The 22,965-nt window shown below is 36.4% G+C and carries 32 protein-coding genes and 1 other annotated feature; of the genes, 28 read left to right on the top strand and 4 right to left on the bottom strand.

The features are described 5' to 3' along the window. Positions 1 to 25: 25 nt before the first annotated feature. The 8 genes from ABE65_RS12260 to ABE65_RS12225 are packed head-to-tail and all read left to right on the top strand — an operon-like array spanning position 26 to position 4,451. Complete coding sequence (locus tag ABE65_RS12260; RefSeq protein WP_066395283.1) at positions 26 to 334, top strand: hypothetical protein; 309 nt, start codon at positions 26 to 28, stop codon at positions 332 to 334. Positions 335 to 356: 22 nt separating this feature from the next. Beyond that, positions 357 to 581, top strand: a complete 225-nt coding sequence (locus ABE65_RS12255) for a hypothetical protein (protein ID WP_066395281.1) — start codon at positions 357 to 359, stop codon at positions 579 to 581. Beyond that, positions 581 to 1,849 carry a hypothetical protein gene (locus ABE65_RS12250; RefSeq protein WP_066395279.1) on the top strand — a complete coding sequence of 423 codons (1,269 nt, stop codon included), beginning with the start codon at positions 581 to 583 and terminating at the stop codon, positions 1,847 to 1,849. The genes ABE65_RS12255 and ABE65_RS12250 overlap by 1 nt, the downstream gene beginning before the upstream one ends. Positions 1,850 to 1,867: 18 nt before the next feature. Continuing rightward, positions 1,868 to 2,371, top strand: a complete 504-nt coding sequence (locus ABE65_RS12245; protein WP_066395276.1) for a DinB family protein — start codon at positions 1,868 to 1,870, stop codon at positions 2,369 to 2,371. 29 nt (positions 2,372 to 2,400) lie between these two features. Beyond that, positions 2,401 to 2,799, top strand: a complete 399-nt coding sequence (locus tag ABE65_RS12240) for a DUF4279 domain-containing protein (RefSeq protein WP_066395274.1) — start codon at positions 2,401 to 2,403, stop codon at positions 2,797 to 2,799. A gap of 9 nt (positions 2,800 to 2,808) precedes the next feature. After that, positions 2,809 to 3,369: a GNAT family N-acetyltransferase gene (locus ABE65_RS12235; RefSeq protein WP_066395273.1), complete on the top strand. Its 561-nt coding sequence runs from the start codon at positions 2,809 to 2,811 to the stop codon at positions 3,367 to 3,369. A 13-nt stretch (positions 3,370 to 3,382) separates the two neighbouring features. Next, entirely contained in the window at positions 3,383 to 3,790 is a 408-nt protein-coding gene (locus ABE65_RS12230; RefSeq protein WP_066395272.1) for a hypothetical protein, read from the top strand. Positions 3,791 to 3,836: 46 nt separating this feature from the next. Further along, on the top strand, positions 3,837 to 4,451 hold the full coding sequence (locus tag ABE65_RS12225; RefSeq protein ID WP_066395270.1) for a hypothetical protein: 615 nt from the start codon (positions 3,837 to 3,839) through the stop codon (positions 4,449 to 4,451). Positions 4,452 to 4,506: 55 nt separating this feature from the next. Here ABE65_RS12225 and ABE65_RS12220 read toward each other — a convergent pair whose 3' ends face one another. Then, positions 4,507 to 4,740, bottom strand: a complete 234-nt coding sequence (locus ABE65_RS12220) for a hypothetical protein (protein WP_066395267.1) — start codon at positions 4,738 to 4,740, stop codon at positions 4,507 to 4,509. Between the two features lie 346 nt (positions 4,741 to 5,086). Here ABE65_RS12220 and ABE65_RS12215 point away from each other — a divergent pair, with 346 nt between their 5' ends. From ABE65_RS12215 to ABE65_RS12160, 11 genes are all read left to right on the top strand, one after another. After that, positions 5,087 to 5,845 carry a slipin family protein gene (locus ABE65_RS12215; protein WP_066395265.1) on the top strand — a complete coding sequence of 253 codons (759 nt, stop codon included), beginning with the start codon at positions 5,087 to 5,089 and terminating at the stop codon, positions 5,843 to 5,845. A gap of 217 nt (positions 5,846 to 6,062) precedes the next feature. Further along, a complete protein-coding gene (locus ABE65_RS12210) occupies positions 6,063 to 6,533 on the top strand; it encodes a hypothetical protein (RefSeq protein WP_066395261.1) in 471 nt (156 codons plus the stop codon). Between the two features lie 33 nt (positions 6,534 to 6,566). After that, positions 6,567 to 7,373, top strand: coding sequence for an alpha/beta fold hydrolase (locus tag ABE65_RS12205; RefSeq protein WP_066395258.1), 807 nt, complete (start codon positions 6,567 to 6,569; stop codon positions 7,371 to 7,373). 412 nt (positions 7,374 to 7,785) lie between these two features. Continuing rightward, positions 7,786 to 8,235 (top strand): hypothetical protein, encoded by a 450-nt coding sequence (locus ABE65_RS12195; protein ID WP_066395251.1) that lies wholly within the window; start codon positions 7,786 to 7,788, stop codon positions 8,233 to 8,235. Between the two features lie 573 nt (positions 8,236 to 8,808). Beyond that, positions 8,809 to 9,063 (top strand): hypothetical protein, encoded by a 255-nt coding sequence (locus ABE65_RS12190; RefSeq protein WP_231887800.1) that lies wholly within the window; start codon positions 8,809 to 8,811, stop codon positions 9,061 to 9,063. A gap of 35 nt (positions 9,064 to 9,098) precedes the next feature. After that, positions 9,099 to 9,311, top strand: coding sequence for a cyclase (locus ABE65_RS12185; RefSeq protein WP_066395249.1), 213 nt, complete (start codon positions 9,099 to 9,101; stop codon positions 9,309 to 9,311). A gap of 207 nt (positions 9,312 to 9,518) precedes the next feature. Continuing rightward, positions 9,519 to 10,172, top strand: a complete 654-nt coding sequence (locus ABE65_RS12180; protein ID WP_082861414.1) for a DUF1801 domain-containing protein — start codon at positions 9,519 to 9,521, stop codon at positions 10,170 to 10,172. A 35-nt stretch (positions 10,173 to 10,207) separates the two neighbouring features. Continuing rightward, positions 10,208 to 11,053, top strand: a complete 846-nt coding sequence (locus ABE65_RS12175; protein ID WP_066395247.1) for an alpha/beta fold hydrolase — start codon at positions 10,208 to 10,210, stop codon at positions 11,051 to 11,053. Positions 11,054 to 11,063: 10 nt separating this feature from the next. Next, positions 11,064 to 11,561: an HIT family protein gene (locus tag ABE65_RS12170; protein WP_066395245.1), complete on the top strand. Its 498-nt coding sequence runs from the start codon at positions 11,064 to 11,066 to the stop codon at positions 11,559 to 11,561. 12 nt (positions 11,562 to 11,573) lie between these two features. Beyond that, positions 11,574 to 12,197: a nucleotidyltransferase domain-containing protein gene (locus ABE65_RS12165; RefSeq protein WP_066395242.1), complete on the top strand. Its 624-nt coding sequence runs from the start codon at positions 11,574 to 11,576 to the stop codon at positions 12,195 to 12,197. Positions 12,198 to 12,199: 2 nt separating this feature from the next. Beyond that, positions 12,200 to 12,679 carry an NUDIX hydrolase gene (locus ABE65_RS12160; protein ID WP_066395240.1) on the top strand — a complete coding sequence of 160 codons (480 nt, stop codon included), beginning with the start codon at positions 12,200 to 12,202 and terminating at the stop codon, positions 12,677 to 12,679. Between the two features lie 62 nt (positions 12,680 to 12,741). Here the strand turns inward: ABE65_RS12160 and ABE65_RS12155 are convergent, their stop codons facing one another. After that, the gene (locus ABE65_RS12155) at positions 12,742 to 13,281 is read right to left on the bottom strand and encodes a PadR family transcriptional regulator (protein WP_066395238.1); all 540 of its coding nucleotides are present in this window, start codon (positions 13,279 to 13,281) and stop codon (positions 12,742 to 12,744) included. Between the two features lie 7 nt (positions 13,282 to 13,288). Further along, positions 13,289 to 14,119 carry a sialate O-acetylesterase gene (locus ABE65_RS12150; protein WP_066395236.1) on the bottom strand — a complete coding sequence of 277 codons (831 nt, stop codon included), beginning with the start codon at positions 14,117 to 14,119 and terminating at the stop codon, positions 13,289 to 13,291. 222 nt (positions 14,120 to 14,341) lie between these two features. Between ABE65_RS12150 and map the strand changes: the two genes are divergently transcribed. The 9 genes from map to ABE65_RS12105 all read left to right on the top strand — a co-directional run bounded on the left by map (position 14,342) and on the right by ABE65_RS12105 (position 22,512). Next, complete coding sequence (map, locus tag ABE65_RS12145; RefSeq protein WP_066395228.1) at positions 14,342 to 15,082, top strand: type I methionyl aminopeptidase; 741 nt, start codon at positions 14,342 to 14,344, stop codon at positions 15,080 to 15,082. Between the two features lie 249 nt (positions 15,083 to 15,331). Further along, complete coding sequence (locus ABE65_RS12140) at positions 15,332 to 15,895, top strand: GNAT family N-acetyltransferase (protein ID WP_066395226.1); 564 nt, start codon at positions 15,332 to 15,334, stop codon at positions 15,893 to 15,895. Positions 15,896 to 15,917: 22 nt separating this feature from the next. Next, positions 15,918 to 16,442 carry a DUF4871 domain-containing protein gene (locus ABE65_RS12135; protein WP_066395225.1) on the top strand — a complete coding sequence of 175 codons (525 nt, stop codon included), beginning with the start codon at positions 15,918 to 15,920 and terminating at the stop codon, positions 16,440 to 16,442. Between the two features lie 159 nt (positions 16,443 to 16,601). After that, the gene (locus ABE65_RS12130) at positions 16,602 to 17,462 is read left to right on the top strand and encodes a phosphotransferase family protein (RefSeq protein WP_066395223.1); all 861 of its coding nucleotides are present in this window, start codon (positions 16,602 to 16,604) and stop codon (positions 17,460 to 17,462) included. A 68-nt stretch (positions 17,463 to 17,530) separates the two neighbouring features. Then, positions 17,531 to 17,796, top strand: a binding site (T-box leader). A gap of 47 nt (positions 17,797 to 17,843) precedes the next feature. Beyond that, entirely contained in the window at positions 17,844 to 19,475 is a 1,632-nt protein-coding gene (metG, locus tag ABE65_RS12125; protein ID WP_066395221.1) for a methionine--tRNA ligase, read from the top strand. A gap of 82 nt (positions 19,476 to 19,557) precedes the next feature. Next, positions 19,558 to 20,001 (top strand): GNAT family N-acetyltransferase, encoded by a 444-nt coding sequence (locus ABE65_RS12120; RefSeq protein WP_066395220.1) that lies wholly within the window; start codon positions 19,558 to 19,560, stop codon positions 19,999 to 20,001. Between the two features lie 150 nt (positions 20,002 to 20,151). Then, complete coding sequence (locus ABE65_RS12115; protein ID WP_066395219.1) at positions 20,152 to 21,144, top strand: Gfo/Idh/MocA family protein; 993 nt, start codon at positions 20,152 to 20,154, stop codon at positions 21,142 to 21,144. Between the two features lie 459 nt (positions 21,145 to 21,603). After that, the gene (locus ABE65_RS12110) at positions 21,604 to 21,978 is read left to right on the top strand and encodes a YciI family protein (protein WP_066395218.1); all 375 of its coding nucleotides are present in this window, start codon (positions 21,604 to 21,606) and stop codon (positions 21,976 to 21,978) included. Between the two features lie 93 nt (positions 21,979 to 22,071). Next, positions 22,072 to 22,512, top strand: coding sequence for a YybH family protein (locus ABE65_RS12105; protein ID WP_066395217.1), 441 nt, complete (start codon positions 22,072 to 22,074; stop codon positions 22,510 to 22,512). A 58-nt stretch (positions 22,513 to 22,570) separates the two neighbouring features. On the opposite strand, the gene ABE65_RS12100 is transcribed toward ABE65_RS12105, so the two are convergent. Beyond that, positions 22,571 to 22,954: a polyketide cyclase gene (locus ABE65_RS12100; RefSeq protein ID WP_066395215.1), complete on the bottom strand. Its 384-nt coding sequence runs from the start codon at positions 22,952 to 22,954 to the stop codon at positions 22,571 to 22,573. Positions 22,955 to 22,965 lie beyond the last annotated feature (11 nt).

Here is a 22,965-nt window from a genome sequence, read left to right as displayed (position 1 = left end):
ATTCATAGAAAAGGATGGGACGAAAATGGCGAAATTAGTGTTTAAGAGAGACAGTCAGTTCATGAACAAGATGAGAAAGTTTGATATTTACTTGAACGAGAGCAAGACAGAACAGATCAAGGACGGAGAAACGAAGGAACTGGACGTAGCTCCTGGCGAGTATATCGTGAAGATGCAGATCGACTGGGTAGAGAGCGCAACACACAGAATTCAGATTGGTGCAGATGACACGGTTCATTTTCAGTGTGGTAGCAGATTAAAGGGTATGAAGATTCTAAAAGCCTCTTCTGCTATGAACACAGTGGATGAATACATCTATTTAGAAAAGAAGTAAGGTGAATGAGGAGGGGATTCCGATGAACAGACTGCAGCATCTGCTTTATGGGTTTCTAGTCGGACTTGGGTTTATGTCACTAAGTCTAGTGGATCTGGAGCGTTTTGGTCCATTTGGTGATCTGATTTATTTTATCAATACCATCTTATTTTATGTGGGTTACGGAGTTGTGGTTTTTCTAGGAGTTTGGATCTTGTTCATAGTCATGGTACAACTTGGGAATGAATCGCAAAAGGAGCGCGAGTAGTGGATAGCAGAATACAAGCATTTGTCGATCAAGCCCAAACAACGTTCGGACTAGGAAACTATTTTCTACATCATCATACTCTATGGCGTGACGTGAACCATTTCAACGAAACGAGTTACACACTTTGTTTAGAGTGGTTTCCGAATGGAACGGAGTCCGATGAAGATGGTTCGAATCCAGAAGGTACAGCGATTATTGAATACAACGTGAACACTGGAAAATTGGAGACCGCTATCTTTGTTATGGGTGAGACCTATGCACAAGATGGAATCACATTTAATAGTGGAACTGAGGAAGTAATTAAGTGGATCGAACAAGAAACAGGATTGACATATAACGAGCAGTTCCAACTACATAACGAAACAGAAGATGAAATAGAATTTAGAGCTTTTATAGATGGCATTCCTGTCTCACCGTCTGGTTACATTGAAGTGAAATGGAATGATAATCGAGAGCTGACCTTTTTTTCGATTCATGGAGAGTTTCCGACAGATGATCAAGTAATACGTGAAACCTATAATCTTTCATTAGAACAAGCGGCACACATTGCTAAGGAACAAGTAAAAGGAATAGAATTTCCGTCGTTTGAACAAAAGAAGTTATTTGCCATGTATGCGGTAGAAGAGATCTACATAAGAAACAAAGATCAGATGACCAAACCGTTTGAAATGCTTCAAGATGGTGGGACTTCTAAAAAAGTGAATCACATTTTGCAGTGGAACGAGACAATTTTTGGAGCTTTTGAGCGTAAAGAAATCGATTTGCAAGAAGAGATTACCGTAGACGAAGCCTTTTCCTGCACGTCTTCTCCAACCACCCGACCTATTACGGAGGAAGATGAGAAGAAGTGTGTGGAAGTAGTAGAACGATTGTTGTGTCAAGAATTTCCGGAAGACGCTGGGATATGGCGTGTGACAACTCTACATCGAGACAAAAATTTTCTAGTTGCGACACTCGGAACGGATCTACATGAAACAAGGGTTTTTAAAAGAAAACTGTCGGTATTCCTAGATTCACATTCGATGGACGTTGTGAACTACATCGACAACCAGTTCATGTTAGAGATGTATGATTCCTTTGAAGCATCTGGTGATGTAGCGGTCACACAAGAAGAAGCTTATGAGAAATTAAAAGGTTTGTTTGAGCTCCAGCCATTTTATGTATATGACGATGAAGAGAAGCAGTATATTCTATGCAGTAAATTAGATTGTCATCATGGAGTGAACGCTGAAACAGGTGAAGTGGTTTTGTTGGATGATTTAGGATAGATAATGGAGGTTTTAAATATGTACATAACCATTGCGGACTTTATTCGAGAATGGAATCGCGAAGCAACGCTAACGCAAAAGGTGTTAGATGGTTTAACTGATGAATCGTTAGAACAAAAAGTTTACCCGGAAGGACGTACGTTAGGAAGAATCGCGTGGCATCTAACGACTAACATTCCAGAGTACTTAGCTCATTTTGGGTTGAAAACAGATGAAGGAAAACATTCAGAAGAGGTTCCAACATCAGCTAAAGAGATTGCTGACACCTTTAAAGATTTAAGTTCTGCTGCAACGAAAATCATTGAAGAACAATGGACAGACGAAAGCTTGAAAGAAGTGCAAACTGCCTTTGGTAGAGAAGAATCAAACGCTCAGATTCTGATGGGACTCATCAAACACATTGTTCACCATCGTGGACAAGTTACAATCTTAATGCGTCAAGCGGGAATCAAGCCTTTTGGGGTTTATGGACCACCGAAAGAAGACTGGATTCACCTAGGTGTAAAGAATCCACCGCTATAAATAGAAACAAGAAACGGATTGGAGATTCTATGAACGAGACACAAGTGAAAGTGTACTTCTCTCTTTTTGGCGATGACTTTCCAATAAATGTAGTGACGAGAAGACTAGAAATCACCCCAACAGAAAGCTATAAAAAGGGAGATTCAATTTCAACCAACTCTTCGCTTCACCGGAAAGAAACAAGCTGGGATTACGGAACCGACTACCAAAACTCACTCGATGTAAATGAACAGCTTCAGCAAGTAATGGATCAGTTGAGAGATAAATGCTCTATTATTAATGAATTACAAGCAGAGTTTGGCTTAGCGAGTAAAATCTATATTGTAATCCGAATGGTAAACGAGCAAGCTCCAGCTTTGTATTTAGAGAAAGACATCCTCACATTCGTATCAAACATCGGAGCTGAGATCGAGGTGGACTTTGTATGAGGTGTATAAATGATTAACTACTCAGGAACACCTGTGATAAATACAGACCGATTACTTCTTCGTCCTTTGAAACAATCCGACACTCAAAGCATATTTGACCATTGGCTTTCAGACGAACGGGTCGCAGACAATCGAGTGAACGCTGCTCACACGAGTGTTGCTCAAACAGAAGAGCGGCTAAAAAAGATCGTCAGTCAGTATGAAGATCAGGAATTTTGTTATTGGGGCATCGCGTTGAAAGAATCAGGTGAACTGATTGGAGAAATCGATCTGTACGATTTTGATAGCTCGACAGATAACTGTGAGGTAAGCTATTCGCTTGGGTTCAAGTGGTGGAACCATGGGTACGGGACCGAAGCACTGCAAGCTGTAGTAGAGTTTGGTTTTCGTCAGATGAACATCCATAAGATCTCTGCTGCACATAACACCGACAATCCTGCTTCAGGTAGGATTATGGCCAAAGTAGGAATGAAACAAGAAGGCGTGATTCGTCACATGATTCGCAATGCAAAGAATCAGTATAAGGACTGTGAGGTGTATGGAATTCTTCGAGAAGATTATCTCATATAAGAGGAGGATAAATATGGTTAATGTAAAAGAATTGAATCATGTTTTTGATTACAAAAAAGCCATTACTACGACATTAGATGATGTTTTACATAAATTCACTCAAGATTATGATGGTTCGATAAAGACGATTGGTCCCCATAGCCAACTATTAATAATCACGCAAAATGCTTATATCCAAGGTAAGATTAACCACTTTACTCATGAAGAAGATGAAAACAATAAGTACTTCTTTTCAGAGGGATTAACTGAATTAGGAACTAGACTTGAAAACTTGCCAGAAACGATGAGCGCTTTGAATCTAACGGCACCACTTCATCTGAAAGATGTAACCATTAGTCCAATCATCAATCCAGATCAAAAGAGAGAGTTAGACGAAATGATCTTGTTTACTGACCAAATCCTAGGGCTATCCATCATATAATGACCACATTTGTAGTTAATCTTTAAACATGTTTGGAGGGAAATACTTGAGTGACAAACAGAATAACGCCAAACGCTGGAAGAGTTTTATTCTATTTTCGGTTGTGGTTGGGTTGATTGTTGGATTCTTTTCAGTCGTGTCTGATCATTCTCCGTACTTTGGAGAGGGTTCCAACGTTTCTGCAACTGAAACGATCATGTCTTATCTAGCAAGCATGATCAATTCTTTACCGATATGGTTTATCATTGCAATGATTGTAGGTTATTTGTATGGAAGGAACCTTAAAGAAGGCATTTTGTTCGGCGCTATCTACACGACAATAGCGATAACCTTTTATTTTATTTTGGGTAGCATTTATGAAAAGACAACGATTGCCTTGTCTTCTAAAGAGATAATTACAGTATTTATCACGTGGTATGGAGCGTCAATCATAGGGGGCTGTATCGGTGGAGCTGCAGGATTCTTAGTCAAGAAGACGCCGTATGTTTTACTAGTTTTACCTTTGGGATTGACGCTACAACTATACTTACACGGTTTAAGAAGTTGGAGTAATGTTGTAGGTATTGCTCAAAACCTTACCTTTTGTATGATGATTGTCGTATCATTATTGCTATTTGTCTCAAAAAGGAAATATCATTCAACCTATGATGTTCAAAAATAAAAAAGACAGACTTTTATGAGAATAGGAAGAGGCTGAAGCTGATTATGAATTATAATCAGCTTTTTTGTTGTTCACTCTGTATCGTCTGTTGCTTCTCCAACTTCTTAACTCTGTGGAGAACTTGAAATAGAATCGTCGTAATAAAACTGAGTTGAACAAATAGAAAAATTCCGATGAAGAAGGCGGTATCCATTGATCCTCCTCCTAAACTTAACAAAAACATGAGAGCAAAAAATACGATAATTCCTCCGAAAATATTTGCCATGAACACAAACACCCAGTTGTCCATTTCTATTCCTCCTCTAACCAAAATTCCATATTTTAACTTTAAGCTTTTATATGTTGATTTTAAAGAACAATATTTTCTAAATGATGTACTTTTTTCCTAACTATCTTGATATAATTTAGTTCTTAGAGAAATGCAAAGCCTTCGTTTAAAATCTTTAAACGGTGTTGCTGATCGGCTTTCTCATCTTGTGGAAACTGGTTTACCTGTAAGGGACCAGTTCTGGGTTCAACCCCTAAATGAAGCCACTCAAAGGCTTGAGGAAAGAACAATTCTGTAGGGTAGACCTCCATTGTTCTTTCCATGTCTGTTGGGTGGTTTCATAGTTTTATAAGAAGGAGAGAACTGTATGATCTCATTTTTAGAATCTCTTGTAGTAATGGGATTTGTGTTTATTGCTGTTCTAGCGGTTGGAAAGAAATTCTTTGCTTCGGTTACGGTGTACGAGTATGAACGTGGTGTGAAGTTTAAACATGGGGTCTTTCAAGAGATTGTAGGCTCAGGCAAACATAAATATTCTCCAGCTTCTACAGAGATCATGGTTTTTGACATGCGGCCGACGATTCTGCAGTTGAACGGGCAAGAATTACTAACGGCTGATCAACTTAGTGTAAAAATTAGTGTCGCGGTAAAATATCAGATTACAGATCCACAAATTCTGATCTCTGAATATGAAGATTATGAAGAGCATGTGTACATGAACGTGCAGCTCAAACTGCGTGATGTTGTTTCTTCGTTACAATTAGATGATCTGTTAGGGAAGCGGAATGAAGTAAATGATTCGCTTCAACAACTTCTTGTTGAAAATACGTTTGCTGGATTATCCATCGTCTCAGTAGACATAAAAGATATTATGTTATCTGCGGAATTAAAAAAGGCATTCCTTGAAGTAATTAAAGCGAAAAAAGAAGCTCAGTCTTCATTGGAAAGAGCAAGAGGAGAAGCGGCAACACTAAGAAGTTTAGCGAATACAGCTAAAATGCTGGAGAACAACCCAGAGCTAGCAAAGCTTCGCCTATTGAACACGATTGAAAACTCGAAAGGCAATACGTTTGTAGTCGATATGGCAAATAGTACACATAGCATTAAAGAGCAATCCAACGCGTAACAAAGAACGTGCATTTCTTCTAGAAGGAGAAGTGCACTTTTTTATGGAAAGTTTATATTATTCGAGAAGGCGGTGCTAAAATGATTGTTTTAATTGGATTTGGATTATCAATAATCATCATTTTTATATTGTTAGGTATACGTGGTCAACTTGTTAAAAATAACAAACAGAATGAGGAAGTCTTACGGCTATTAAAAAGGCTCGTAGAATTAAATCAATGAAGCTATCGTCAGGTATAGACATTAAAGTTCAAGCAGAAATCTATCGTTTAGGTCTCTTTATCGGCTTCTTCCAAGTGAAAAACGTCATCGAGTGGGCCGATCAATTAATAGAAAAGCTGGATCAGCCTCCTTACGAAATACTTGAAATCTCGTTATCTTCTCATGCAACAAGAGCGATCATGTGTTCAAAGTTAACGGATGTAAAAGAAGAGTGTGATGAGGCGATTCCGATTCAAGGAATTCTGAGTCTACTTCATAATGAACTATTTCAAACAAGTGATGTAACGGAAATATGTACATATATGTATCGACTTGTTGGTCACATACCAGAGAGTTGTGAGGATATGGAAAGGTCGATTATTAATCTCACAGATGGGTGGAAAATGGCTGTTGAAGGTTACTACGGGGATATAGAGGAAGTACGTGTAGAAATCTATGAGTTTTTAAAAGAATTTGAGTCGAATTAACAAGCTTCATAAAGTGAGATAGGGTGGTATTGAATGCTTTGCAGAGTAACGAGAGGGAGTATATTTTACGAAGTGATTGGTGAAGGACTTCCATTAATTATCCTTCACTCAATGGGAACGGATCATCGCTCTATGAAAGCATGGATGGAGCCTATATTCAAAAACAAAAGTGGTTATCAACGAGTGTATGTGGATCTACCTGCACATGGATATAGTGAGATAGATTCAACAGTAAAATCAACAGATGACATCCTTTCGAACGTACTAGAATTTATCGATGAAGCTTTTTCAGATAAGGAATTTGCGTTGCTTGGTTCATCCTACGGTGGTTACTTGGCTCAAGGAATTGTCCATGTAAAAAGGGAAAGAGTAAAAAAGTTAGCTTTATTAGCACCTGCCATCCATCGTAAAGAACGAAACGTACCGGAAAAAGTAATACTTGAAAAGAATGAAACACTTTTACAAGTGTTAGATGAGGACACGAGGACAGCTTTTGAAACGTTAATGGTTGCTCAAAATGAGGTGAACCTTACCCGTTTCTTAGAAGAAGTTCAACCTGGAAGGCAATTAGTAAATCGTACATTTCTAACTTCCAACTGGAGAGAGAATGGTTATTTTTTTGCTCAAGAACCGTTCTCTGACGTAAGAAGCTTACAACACCCCTTACTCCTAATACTCGGTAAACAAGATCATATATGTGGCTTCCAAGATTATGATTTTTTGATGAGTAAATTTCCTCATGGAATTCAAGTGATATTAGATGATGTAGGTCATATGCTGCATATTGAGCAGCGTAAAATGGTTCAACAACTTATTGAAGCATGGCTAATGAATACTTAACGATTATTCCAAAGTTGTTTTGCAACGCCACTAATCAAATAGAATAGCCCCATAATAAGAGGAACTTGTACTGGAATTTGAATAGAGGATTTACTATTAATGAAATAAACGTATAAAGTGACTAGCATTGCCGTAATGGGGAACGAGATCCACCAGTTACGTATCTTATAGGTTAAGTAGCCAACAATAAATGATAAGAGCAGTATAGTTAATGTGAGTAGCAACCAATTAGCTATAGAGAGTAAGGGAAAAAGAAATAAACAGAAAATGAAATATACACATGTTACATATAAAGCTTGTTTCAAAATAAACTCTCCAATCTATTCGAATTTCTTTTTCAAGTAGAGTGAAACCAAATACATAATGTAAACGACTAAAAGTAAAAAGATTGTTTTATTTAGGGGGAGTATGAATGGGTAAAAAAAGGGTCTTACCTCTTGTTCTTACATTTTTACTGATTTCAGGCTTCTTTACGTACTACATCATAAACGCGAAACCACCAGTAGCAAGTGCTAAAACAGAAGCAAACATAGCGATTCCTGTTAAGCAAAGTAGTTATTGTTGGGATGGATTTTTAAATGGTGAATGTGTTGATTATGCTGAACCTTTTATGATGAATGAGATAAAAGCCATTACCGTATCACCCGGTGAAAACATTGCCATATCGTATAATCGCAAACCTATAAAAGTATTAGAAGAAGTTAGAGTGTGGAAAAAAGGTCAATCAGATTCTGAAACGGCCATTTTACTTAAAGGGGATATTTTTGTTGCTCCTACCGAAAGCGGTACTTATGCTGTTAGTACACACGGGACTTGGAAAAGAGGGAGTTCCTCACAAGTATTCTTTATCAAAGTCAAATAGAGTACAACAATAAAGTAACCCATCAACGTTTCGTCAGATGGGTTACCTGTATGTTTCTTATCATTATTTTTTCTTCCGTTTTTCCATTTCCTTTTTAACCAAAGGAACAACTTTGTCTTTAATTCCTTTTTGTACTTTCGGATTGCTGAGTACTTTTTTGATTTGTTCTTTCATTTAGCAAACCCCCTAGAAGAATGATAATCCTATATTTCCCCTGTAGATCGACCTGTTAAACGTGTATGTAGGTATCTTAAACTTGAAAAGCTGCCCCGAAAGGCAGCTTTTTTCTTAACCGATTCTCTTTTTGTTTTTCTTGCTCTTACGTGCTTTCTTGCAAGCCAATAATCCATCTAATACTTTAATGAAACTACTCAAAGAAGACACCCCCATCTATCTCATGTTGAGAAAAGAATAAGGATTTCAATAATCCCTATTCTCTATATCTTATGAAAGCTTGTCTGATTGGTTTGGACATTTATTAATGATTCTTTTAAATATGATTAGAGAAGGATTATCTCTTTGTTTATGGAAAGTAGTGCTATGTGCATTTGTTAATAAGTGGAGGTGCTCTCAATGGATGAAGATCTTCGTAAAGTGAAACAGCGTATGGATAAACGGTTAGAAGAATACGATGAACAGAATCAAACGAATCCTCCTTTTAACGATGCCATAGATCATTTTGGAAAGATTGAAGGCTATCCTACTCAGAATCTGTCCAGAGTGAACATGAAAGGCTTTCCGTTGCCTATCCGTATTCTAGGGTACTTTTTCCTTGGAACGATGGGCGTGGGGATGATTATGGTTCTACTTTTAACCCTGTTTAAATAAATCATATTTAAAAACTATGGTGAGGTGTTCTCATTTTGGATAAACGTGTTCAATTTGACTTTGAGATCGATTTTTCGAATGGTGGAGGATTGCAGGGTCAAGAATTCCGTCTGGATCTTCACGGTGATGATATTTCTGATGAAGAGCTAGCCAAGTATATTGTTGAGGATATGAGACTGCTGATGGTTGGGGAAGTGAGAATTCTTAACAAGAAGATCATTGAGGAGAAGCATAAACGGAAATCGTGATTGAGAAAAAGGGTGTCCATTACTGTACAACAGATTGGACACCTTTCCTATTGTAGTCTTATCCCTCTGAATCATAAACAGCATGATTGCCACTAGAGACAACCCGAAAAACTAGTTCATGAAGTTATCTTTTTAAAAAGGAATTAATCTATTTTCATAGAAATGATATAAGTTGATTCATGAAAAGAAGGATGAGGGGGCTGCGTCATGTCAAAGAGTATGTTGAATCCAAAAGTAGATGAGTTTCTAAAAGAAGCGAAATCGTGGAAAGAAGAGTTTGAGCAGTTACGACGGATCATCTTAGACTGTGGCCTCACGGAAGATTTCAAATGGATGCACCCGTGTTATACGTTAAAGGGTAAGAATGTCGTTTTAATTCATGGATTCAAAGAATATTGCGCTCTATTGTTTCATAAAGGTGTGTTGTTGAAAGACGAAAAGAAGATTCTGATTCAACAAACAGAGAACGTACAATCAGCCCGCCAAATTCGATTTACGAATGTAAAAGACATTGTAGATATGGAAAGCACGCTAAAAGCATATATACATGAAGCGATCGAAGTTGAAAAATCAGGATTAACCGTGCAATTAAAGAAAACGGCTGATTTCTCTATACCCGTTGAATTCCAGAACAAGATGGAAGAGATTATAGAATTAAAAGAGGCGTTTGAAGCCTTAACACCTGGTCGGCAAAAAGCGTATATCCGCTATTTTGCAGAAGCAAAACAATCCAAAACGCGAGAAGCACGAATAGAAAAATATATGGACCAAATCCTTGATGGTAAAGGGTTGAATGATTGCACGTGCGGGTTATCCAAACGAATGCCAAACTGCGATGGTTCACATAAAAGTATCCGATAACAAGGCAATGGAGTATATGATGTGAAGGAGACAAAATGTGTAAGTGGAAGACAAGATTAATATCCACAACAAGAGGAACATTTGAAGTATTCATAAAAGGTAAAGGGCAACCGATCTGCGTAACTCATCACTACTCAGAGTTTAATGATTCTGGTGATTACTTTGCAGACTCGTTTACTGATCATTTTCAGGTGTATCTTGTTAATCTGAAAGAAGCAGGGAATACGTCGAAGGCAAATGAACCTCACGAGTTGAGCATGTTTGACGCGGTGTATGATTTAGAAGCAATTAGAGAGGAATTGGGTTTTTCTGTATGGACGTATGCGGGACACTCTACAGGAGGCATGATCGGATTGTTATACGGCATACACTTTTCTTCGTCCCTATCTTCTCTGATTATTGTCGCATCAGCAGCTAGAAAATATGCGAATTCTTCTCCAGCATGTATTTATCATGAGGAACACCCGGAATTCGGTTTCATGCAGGAACTGATTGAAACACTTAAGAATCCTGATTTGTCACCAGTCGAGAGGGCAAGCCTTTCAAAAGAAAGAACAAAGCTTTCTCTATATAAACCAGAGAAATATGAAGAGTATTTTTCCTTACCGATTACGAAGAAAATGTCGGCAACTCGCATGAATTTTTTTATTAGAGAAGAAATGATATTCGATGTGACGAGGCAACTACAAAACATAAAGACGCCTACCTTGATAATGGGGGGAGTGCATGACGTTCAGTGTCCGATATCCTTTTCAGAAGAAATGAATGAAGAGATCTCACATTCTACTTTTGTTCGTTTTAATGAAAGTAATCACTATCCATTCCTAGAAGAAGCACATTTTTTTAAAGAAGAATTTCAGAAATTTATGTATAAGGTTTAGGAGAGTAGATATGTACACACATATGCCACCGAACTATACATGTCCCTTTTGTTTATTCGTACAAGGGGTTGAGGACCCCAACAATAAACTGGTTCAGAGCAAACAACAGGATATTGTTTATCAGGATGAGTATGTAACGGCGCTCATTGCAACGTTATGGTGGCCGAATAACAAAGGTCATGTGATCATCATCCCTAATCGTCATTATGAAAATATCTTTGATCTGCCACTCGACATCGCCGCTCACATTCATAGAGTGGCTCAGCAAGTGTCTTATGCTCTAAAAGATTGCTACACGTGCGATGGCATATCTACCAGGCAGCATAACGAACCAGGTGGAAGTCAGGATGTTTGGCATTATCACCTGCATGTGTACCCACGGTATTTTAACGACAATCTAAATCTCACCCATGGTAGTCTTAGCGATTCAGAGGAACGTGCAGGTTATGCAGCAAAACTTAGAGCATGGTTTCAAACACACAACACATACATCAAACAAAGAATATAAAGGATGACTTTCATGAATACACATAACGATTTAAAAGAAATAGAAGCTTATTTATTGAAGAAATACGATTGCCACACCATCATTTTGTACGGATCTTATAGTCGTGGAGATTATACAGAAGAAAGCGATGTAGATCTTATCTGCTTTTCAGATTCCGTTATCGAGGATACGAATGAGGTAGAATTTATTGAAGGAAAGCAGTTAGATGCGTGGATTTATCCTACTGAAAAAATGAAGCAGTCTGAACCGTTTCTGCGTGTACATAAGGGAGAAATTTGGATCAACAAGAAAGGCTTAGCAGAAGAGTTTTTGGCTAACATTCAACGAACTTTTGAAAAAGGGACGAAACCATTATCTCAAGATGAGAAGAACTTCTTGAAAAGTTGGCTAAAAAAGATGCATGTGAGATCTGCCAAGAATGATTTAGAAGGAAACTATCGGTTTCATTGGATGCTAAAAGACAGTCTAGAGATCTATTTTGAATTGAAAGGTGAGTGGTTTTTAGGTCCCAAAGTATCTTTTCAATGGTTGAAAGAGAATGATCCTAAAGCTTTTGATCTTTTTAACCGTGCACTATCAACGAATGCAAAGGATAAAAGTTCTAAAGAATTAATTGATTATCTTTGTGAGTTGTAAAAGTGAGAGAAGATTACGAGTTTAGAAATACTAACGGGTATAATTTTGTTGATTTTATTTACGTGACGAAAGAAAAGCTTGAGAATTTCGGTCCACTTGCTGGCTCCTTTGCTGTCATTAAATGCGAGGGTAAATTCCTGATGGGCTTTAACTCTTTACGGCGACAGTGGGAGTTGCCGGCAGGAAAGAGAGAAGCGGGTGAAACACCAAAGGAATGTGCAGTTAGGGAGCTATTGGAGGAAACAGGACAAAGGGTGACAGAACTGAGTTTAGTAGGTTTAGTCGTTTCAAAACATATAGGGAATGGATCTATTAAACGAAACCCTGTTTATTTTACTGAAGTCGCACAGCTGCAGCCGTTTGTAGAGAATGCTGAAAACACAATGATCATGCTATGGGATATGGAAGAACAGATTGGTAAAGTGGATGCACTAGACCTGAGAATATTAGCTTGTATGAATGGAACTTCAGCTCATAGCTAGACTACTAAAAATCACCTATCTATCTTTGATAAGAAGAATGAATAGGTGATTTTGGTTTTACTTTAGACAGTAGCTTTTTCTATGTCTGACTTTATTTCTTGAAACCATTTTAAGTTTACTAAATGGTGAGAACGAGAATTTTCGTTCATACGTCGGAAATAGTCAATCTTTCCAGGTAATTCCTTATGGTTAGATAAGTACTCATCTAGAAGAGCAATTCTCGCTTCAGTTTGTTCAATCTGGGATTGGATACATTCTAATAATTTATTGTTATCGAAAACATCTGCAAATAGTAACGTCCCATAGATTGGTAATTTTACATATTCAGATTTCGTTCCATATTTGGTCATTAACTTATCAAATTCTTCTAAGCCCAAAGACGTGATTTTAAAGGTATGAATGTCACGACCGTTGTTCGGACGTATGTGTTGTATTTGTTCAATCCAACCTTTTTCTTCAAGTTGTTGCAAATTGTAATAAAAGGATCCTTTCGTAAAGTTAACGATATATTGATAATGTCGTTTTTCCATTAAACTTAAGAGTTCATATCCATGAGCGCCAGGGTTTTGTATTAGTAAGCCAAGGATCAGTAAGGGAATCAAGATGACATCACCTCTGCCATTTTGCTTCAAACTCAGCGTAAGTGATTTTACCTAGAGCTAAATTCATACTATGAATATACATTTGTTCGGTTTTCGAATAGTTATTGTTTATTTTTAGGGATTGATCCTCATTCGAAAGGGGCTCTAAGATATGACACTTTTTCGAAAATGCTTCAAAATAGCGAAAACCAAATTTCCGTTGTGAAACAGCGTTTAAATGAATACCATCCGGATTGGAAGTTAAACCTTTTGCCGATACAAAATAACAATTTTGCTGCTCATGAGCAAATCGTCGTAATTGTTTGTTGATCTCCTGAAACTCTGATGAGTACTTTCCAAAACCTGTTTTTCCTAAGAAATCGCCAAGCTCACCAATCATTAATGGAACTTGTTGAAGGTTTAATTCTTTACGTAAAGTTTCAATGATCAGAGATAGCTTTTTGTAGTACGTTTCATGTAGAGAGTTGTGGCTATCGCTTTCTCCTTGATGCCAAAGTATGCCACAAATTTGACTGCTTTCAAGAGCAAATCGAGCTTCTGACAAAGCATGTTGAAAAAGAGTGCCTTGTGGATGCCAATCGTCCAAGGAACTGCCACCTTCCGCACAAGGTATCAAACCAATCTCATCATCCTGGTTGGCTTTTGCAAACGCCTCTGCAAAGGATGCAGCTAGACTTACACCAGCAACAGGACGGTCATAATTAATGGGTTCTGTCATCATTTGCCACTGTCCGTTGCGCAGCATTTTTATTTTTTCATTATAGATCGGTTCTACCTCATGCAAGAAGCCTCGACCTGCCATATTCGATTGCCCTAACATTAAAAAAGACTTAATCATTTCATCTTCATTCCTTTACTTAAATAGTCTAATTAGACTTGTATACTATAATAGAGTCTAATTAGACTATCGTCAACTTGCTACTTCTAGTCATTTTTTAATATAGAAACTGTCAATGATCTAGTAGCAATTATTTTACATGAGTATAATTTTTTGAGAAAGTAGAGTTACTATAAATAATATGTAGTGAATAATGAAAAAAAATAATAAGGTAGGATAAAAATGATTGCAAAAACAGAAGAAGATTTTAATGGATTAAAGGAAATTGGCAGAATTATTGCCTCGATTAGAGATGAATTAGTACAAAGAACAATTCCAGGCATAACGACCAAAGAACTTGATGATATAGCCGGAGAACTTTTAGAAAAATCAGGTGCTGTTTCAGCTCCTAAAGGTGAATATGACTTTCCTGGGTTTACGTGTATCAGTATTAATGATGAAGTGGCTCATGGTATTCCAGGTAATCGGGTTATTCAAGAAGGCGATCTTGTAAATATAGATGTGTCTGCTTCAAAGAACGGATATTTTGCTGATACTGGAATCTCATTTGTAGTAGGACAAGGAGATGAAGTATTAACGAGATTATGCGATGTTGCGAAATTGGCATTTGAAACAGGTCTTAAGAAAGCTAAACCAGGTTCCAAAAAAAGCAGAATCGGAAAAGCAGTATATGAAACAGCGAAAAAGCATGGATTCACGGTTATCAAAAACCTTACAGGACATGGTGTGGGACGTAAAATACACGAAGAACCAGACCATATTTTAAATTATAACGATCCATGGGATCATGAATTATTAAAGGATGGGATGGTTATCGCATTCGAACCATTTATATCAACGTTGGAAGAAGAAGTTTACCAAAAAGAAGACGGTTGGACCTATGCTACTGAAGAAAGCTATGTAGCACAAGTAGAACATACAATTATCCTTACTAAAGATGGCCCGATTATTATCACTCTTTAATTCAAGCAATGAAGTTCTAAATCCAAATGATTTTAAGATTTTCTAAAATGTTAACTTACAACTATATATGGACGATCAACACACTGTTATTCTCAAATAAACAGTGTGTTTTTTATGGTAAAGGGTAAACTTTCTCATTTTTGAGCCGGATTGTGGAATAAGAAAGGATTTGAATATGTGCATCTTGAACTTATTAACCTATTCAGCAATCGTATGAGATAATTACATAAGATTAGGTAAGGTGAGAACGTGATCAATTTTTTAGGAACACCAACATTAGAAACGGATCGATTAATTTTAAGAAGAATCGTACTTGAAGATGCGGAAAGTATTTTTGACCATTGGCTTTCAGACGATCGTGTAATGGATAACTTAATTAAAGGAGCACACAAGTCTCTATCTGAAACAGTCGAGAGAGTAAAAGAAGTCGTAAGTAACTATGATTCTCAAGAATTTTGTTATTGGGGTATGGAACTGAAAGAAAACGGTAAGTTGATTGGAGCCATTGATTTATTCAATTTTGATCAGGTAACTGAAAATTGTGAAGTGGGTTATTTAATGGGCTATCAATGGTGGAACAAAGGGTATGGAACTGAAGCGTTGAAAACTGTCATTGAATTTGGATTTAGGGATATGAATATCCATAAAATTTCTGCAGCTCATAATACTGACAACCCAGCCTCAGGAAGGATTATGGAGAAAGTTGGAATGAAGCAAGAAGGAACGATTAAACATATGATTCGCAACGCCAAGAATCATTATAAGGATTGTGCTGTCTATGGGCTTCTTCAAGAGGATTATCTTAAAATGTAATGATAAGAAGGGGGAACTGGTTATGAAAGGAAGTATCTCTTTCTTCATTCTTGCGATTGCATTTTTGATGGGGTGTACATCGGAAGAAGTTAGTAAAAAAGAAGTGAATAAAGAAACAGCGTTACCTTTAGAAATCTCCAATACTGTTAATGAATCTGATATACAAAGCATTGATTGGAACAATACTGCCACTTCATTTAACACTGGAACACGAAGTGATATGGTTGGAAACAAGTTAAAAATTGGAATTATAGCTCCCGAACTAAAAGCGAAAAAAATAGATAAGTGGATGTGGCATTTTTGGGGCATCAAAGAGGGTAAGTTAATGATTGTTGGATACAACAAAAAATCTTCAACTGTAAGTCCAGTTTTATACGATGTAGATTCCAAAAAAAATTATTGGACTAAAGATGGATTAGGAAGTGAAGTGAATGGTGCTGATTCACATATACCATCAAATGTACTGCTAAACGAATCGGGGAAGTGGGCTTTTTTGGTCTATATAGACAATGAACTCTTTGACATTTTAGTTATGGACCTCAAATAGGAATGAAACTATTCTTTATGATAAATTAAAACATACATAATTTAACAATTTCTAGCATTTCTTCAAGAAGGAGAAGTGCTCTTTTTATTGAATTCCATTATAAACAAATGACAGTATAAAACAATTACCTTTTGATATAGGATTACAAGGAGTAAATGCATGAATCATTATATTAAACGAATTAAAGAAGTCTATCCTAAACTTATCATTGAGAATGTTTATGCTAATGATATTGGCCAAAATAACGATGTAATAATAATCAACAATTCTCTCGTATTCAGATTCCCTAAGTACGAAAAAGGAATTGTAAGATTAAAAGAAGAAGTTCAAATCTTAGATCATATCAGGGATATAATATCAATCCCAATTCCATACCCAGAATACGAGTCATTTGAATTAAATGAACCTGGTAAAGTATTTACTGGATATCGTTTGATTGACGGTGAACCTTTTTGGAATGAACATTTAAAAATGAATCATGTGGATTCAATGAAACTTGCAAAACAACTCGTAACTTTTCTAATTGAGATTCATTCCGTATCGAAAAAAACGTTGGTTATGTCTCTAAACTTAATAGATAATAACCCATATGAAGACATGAACGAACTATTTCATAAGATACAGGACAAGCTTTTTCAGTTTATGAATAAGAAATCTCAAAAGGAGATTTCTTATTCATTTGAGGCATTTCTTACTCATAAAGAACCCATAAAAACAACTCTTATACATGGAGATTTCGGAGCATCGAATATCTTATGGAACCCTAAAAAATGTGAAATTTCAGGAATAATAGACTTTGGTGGTTCTGGTATTGGTGATCCCGCATATGATTTTGCAGGAATACTATCAAGTTACGGTTTGGATTTCTATAACAAGTGTATCGGCCTTTATCCAAACGGATCAGAAATAGCTAAGCGTGTTACATTTTATAAGCGTACATTTGCTATACAAGAAGCATTGCATGGTTTAAAAAATAACGATAATGTTGCATTTGAAAACGGAATTAAAGAGTATCGATAAAAAATACTGTCAGAATTAAAACGCTTTTCAATTCTTTTAACATATGTAATAATTAGTAAAAACATTTACTAAACGCGATGATAAGGAAAGTAAGTCAACCCTCATTTTCTTACAGAGAGCTTCGTTAGCTGAAAAGAAGCAGAAAATAGTTGATTGAAAATGGTCTTTGAGCAGCAAAGTCGACTTCAATAATGATTTAGACTTTGACGAGATTTGGCACTCGTTATAAATGTCAAAGTATAAGAGTGTTTCATTTACTCCGTACTTTTTGAGGCTAATAATGTGAGTTATTGGTAAATTAAGGTGGTAACACGAGATAAACCTCGTCCTTAGGCAAATATGTCTATGGACGAGGTTTTTTTAATAGAAGGAGGAATAATTATGACCGTTTTTATTGGAGGTGCATGGCCATATGCTAATGGATCACTGCACTTAGGGCATATTGCAGCTTTATTACCAGGAGATATTTTAGCAAGGTTTTACAGACAAAAAGGAGAAAAAGTGCTTTATGTTTCTGGAAGTGATTGTAATGGGACACCCATATCGATTCGCGCAAATCAAGAAAATACAACCATTGAAGCATTAGCAAATCGTTATCACGAAGAATTTGTTGCATGTTTTGAAAAGCTGGGTTTCTCATACGATTTATATACGCGTACAGATGCTGAACATCATCACAAGTCAGTACAGGCCATATTTTTAAAACTCCTTGATAATGGCTATCTGTATAAAAAGACGAGTGAGCAAGCTTTTTGTGAAACAGATCATCAATTTCTACCTGATCGTTTTGTCGAGGGAACATGTCCGAATTGTGGTGAGAAAGCCAGGGGAGATCAATGTGATCATTGTTCCGCTATTTTAGATCCACTTGACTTAATCGATAAGCGTTGTAAGATCTGTGGGAATGAGCCTACCATTAAAGAAACGGAGCATTTTTATTTCTCGTTTAGTCAGTTTCAGTCAAAATTAGAATCATGGGTAATAAGAGCGGAGAAGGAAAATAGATGGCGTAAAAACGCGATTTCTTTAACCACTAGATATTTAAATGAAGGTGTTCCTGACCGAGCCGTTACACGGGATCTGCCAAATGGTGTTGATGTTCCTCTAGCGGGATTTGAAGGTAAAAAAATTTATGTATGGATTGAAGCCGTTGCTGGTTATTTAACTGCCAGTAAGGAATGGGCTAATCAAAATAATGAAAACCTTGAAGATTGGTGGAACGGTGACACCATCTCTTATTATGTTCATGGGAAGGATAATATCCCCTTTCATACGATCGTTTGGCCGTCAATTCTAATGGGTATCGGTAATTCTACTTTACCCACACGTATCATATCAAATGAGTATTTAACGCTTGAAAACCGGAAACTTTCCACTAGTCAAAATTGGGCAGTATGGGCTCCCTACATGTTAGAGAGATACGACGCTGATTCTATACGCTATTTTCTAACAATCAATGCACCTGAAAACCGGGATACAAATTTTTCTTGGCGTGAATTTGTATATAGTCATAACAGCGAATTACTTGGTGCCTATGGGAACTTTGTTAATCGTACTTTAAAGTTTATCCAAAAGTCTTATGATGGAAAAACACCAAGTGGTAAGATAAATATAGAACTACAAGGAAGAGTAAATAGACTCTATAATAAAGCGGCTTTGTTGATTACCGACGGACAATTTAAAAAAACTATAGAGAATATTTTTGACTTTGTAAGATTTGCGAATAAATATTTTGATGAGCAGAAACCTTGGATTCAAATAAACGAAGAGCGATCTTTATGCGATGATACAATGGCAAATTGTATCTATATCATTTCGAATCTTGCACAATTGCTTCATCCTTTTCTTCCTTTTTCAAGTAAAAAGGTTAAAGAAATGTTGGGATTAAATGAATTTACATGGAAGGAGATTGACATATCTTCTATTTCACTTAAAAACATTCAACCACTCTTTAATAGAATCGATGTAAAAAACATTCAAGAAGAAATACATAGATTAAATGAAAGAATTTAAAATGTTTGTTAAAAATGACAAGGTATTCTGTTCACACAGCTTGGTTATGAGATGAACATATAGACAAATAAGGGAGAATATGATGGCTGAAACAATTGTACCAATGACATTTGATAGAATAGAACAATGTGTTGAATTATATATCAATGTTTTTAACAAAGAACCTTGGAATGAGACCTGGACAGATCGAACTGCTAAAGAAAGACTAATGGATTTAATGCATACACCTAAATCTCTTGGCTATTTATTATATGATAATGATGCTTTAATTGGATTCATTGCCGGAAATAGTAAACAATCGTATGGAGGATTCACTTTTTATTTGGCTGAATTTTGTATTAGTAATCAAATCCAAGGAAAAGGTTACGGTTCGAAATTGCTTCTGTATTTAGAAGGTGAATTAAAGAAAAGAGACATTTCAAGTCTATATTTATTAACAGCTAACGGGGGGCTTGCAGAAGCATTTTATCTCAAAAATAACTACACCATAAATGAGAATAGGGTCGTTATAAAGAAGAATTTATAATTTGTTTACGATATCTGCATACTTCACAAATAGTTAGTTTATTGTTTTTTATTTCATATAATTCCCATGAGCACAGCCTGCTTTAAGCCGAATAATCCTATTATGGTAAGATCACACTCATAAAAATTTGAATAAAGAGGAGTAAGAAAAGTGAAGAAAGCTAACCTTTGTTTTATAGGTGCGGGATTCCATGCATCCACAAATATTTACCCTTCTGTTCTTGAAGCTGGAGCGGAAATTCAAGCTATTTCTACAAGAGATCTTAATCGTTCGAAAGATGCACTTCGACGTTTCGGAAGCAATGGAACTCCCTATGATGATTATAAAGTTATGCTCAATTCCGAAGAGTGTGATGGCGTTGTAGTAGTCGCACAACCTGAAGATCATATCTCTTTAGTCATGGACTGTATTAGAGCGGGGAAAAATGTTTATGTAGATAAACCTCTTGGAATGAATGCTGGTGAAGCTGAGGAAATCGCGAATGCTGCTGAGGAAGCAGGGGTCATATTAATGGTAGGATTTATGAAACGCTATGCGCCCTGTTATCAGAAGTTAAAAGAATTAATCAATAGTGGTAACCTTGGACAAGCTCGCTCTTTTCAAGCAAGATTTGCTGTAGACAGCACCCCTTTTTGTAAAGACGATGAGCAGTTTATGAAGCTCGCTGCTATACATATTGTTGATCTAGTTCGCTTTTTGTTTGGTGAAGTTGTTCAAATATCCGGTTTTAAAAACAGTAACAGTGAATTTATCTCTCAGAGTATTTCATTAAAATTTGAAAATGGAGTCGTGGGTAGCCTTTATTTTACAGGAATGACAGCTTGGTCAAGGGAAAGCGAAAATGTGGCAGTAACATTCGATAACGGATTTGCGATTGCAGATGAAGTTCATACACTTACTGTGCATAAATCTCAGAACTTTGACCAACTACCTTGGAAATCACTTGCAGAGAACGATACAGTATTTACACCTTCTGCATCTCCCATGTCTGGAGGTTACAGGGATCTTTATTTACGTGGTTTTGTTGGAGAAATGGCTCATTTTATAGAGTGTTGTAAAAATGATAGAGAAGCATCTTCGAGTGGACGTGATAATGTTCGTACGATGCTACTCTGTGATCATATACTAGCTGAATTGGGTTAGGCTGAAAGAAAGTCAATGAGGTAGAAGCAAGGGTAGGAGACTCTAAAGGTCCAACAAGACGTTGTTTATAAAGAAGAGAAAGTTCAATATTACATTTCTAAGAAAAGTATCGGCATCTGCCAGTACTTTTCTTTTTTATAATATTTTTAAGGAATATAAAACAAACAGTAATGAAATCGTCTATATGTCTAGAGAAGGAGGGACGGTATTAATTAAAGATAGATTTCACTTTTAACAATTGGTTAAATGATCTAAGGAAATAAAACATGTTTAAGTGAAATTATATTTCAATTCATACTCTAGGTATAAAGAATTAAAACTTAAGATAGCATATTTCCCTAAAGGAGTATGGTAACTGTTTATTGAAGTGATTAAAAAAGTTTAGAACAATGAGCGTTAAGGATTTATTGATATTTGTATTTATAGATAAAAAATCTTAAAGATGAAGGAGAAATGAAAATGATATTTTTATGTATGGGCTATTTTAGTCCTGAAAAAATGGATGCACGCCCGAGGGCAGAGATTGAAGCAGTTATGAATGAATGCCAACCTGTTGTTGAGACTTTTTATAAGAGTGGAAAGGTGCTGCTCGATGCTGGTTTAGAATCAGAGGTCAAAAGCTTGCGTCGAGTAAACGATGAGATAGTCGTAACAGATGGTCCGTTTACAGAGACGAAGGAGCTCGTTGGCAGCGTATTTATATTTGAAGCAGAAAACATGGATGAGGCGATTCAGTTAGCTTCCCTTCATCCTACAACCCAAATAACCAGAGGGGAAGAGTTTGGATGGCGTATTGAGGTTCGTCCTGTTCATTTTATTAAGAATGATCAATGAATTATTTAGTAGGTTTAGAGATCAATTAGGCTTAATAATACAAAATAACATGGAACGACGAAGACCGAACTTTTACGAAGGAGATGCTTTTTTATGATAATTGGAGTAAGTAGTGTTCAGGACGTTCTCGAAAATTACAAATCTTCGGTTTATGAAAAAGATGTTGATCAATTTTTATCGACTTATGCTGTAGATGTATATATCTTTGACTGCTGGGGAAACTGGGAGTGTAAGGGTATTTCTTCATGGAGAGAGAATGTGGTAATGTGGTTTAATAGCTTGAGTGAAGATAGGAATATATTAAAAGTAATTTTTGATGAAGTAACCATTGAGGAAAATACGAATGTTGCATTTGTGCATTGTGCTGTTTCATTCGTTGCACATAGTGAAGAATCTGGTGAGAAACTTCGTCAAATGACAAATCGTTTTACATTTGGCCTAAAGAAAGTAAATGAGTCTTGGGTCATTACACACGAACATTCATCTTTGCCAATAGATATGCATACGGGAAAAGGTATGTTCGATCTGAAATAAAATAACAAAAATAAAATAAAAAAGCCCTAAATCAGAAGGGCTTTTTCATTTTATTTGCTTAATCATTATAAGCAGCAAACATATTCGTGTTATCTGGTACGTTTTCTAAATATCTAATCTTTCCGTCTTTACTTAATTTTGCAATGTCTTTACCAGTTTGAGTGAATACATGACCAGATGAACGCTTGCCGCATACTGCCCAAGGTGTTTCAAACATATCTGTTCCTTCAACAGCTCTCCATCCTTCATACATATGTTTAATATCAGCATTTTCTTTAAACACCAATTTCACAAATAGCTTCCAGTTTTCTATACCTTGCTTTTTGTGACCATCTAAGACAAATTCGATATCGTCTGAAAAAAGGCTCACTAATTCTCTGAATGCTTGTTCGCTTGTACGTGATTGATCGAATAAATCAAAATATCTATTTAAGTTTTCCATGATAAACTCCT

This window comes from Fictibacillus phosphorivorans (assembly GCF_001629705.1).
Lineage (GTDB): Bacteria > Bacillota > Bacilli > Bacillales > Fictibacillaceae > Fictibacillus > Fictibacillus phosphorivorans_A.
This window is presented reverse-complemented; position numbering and strand designations above follow the sequence as displayed.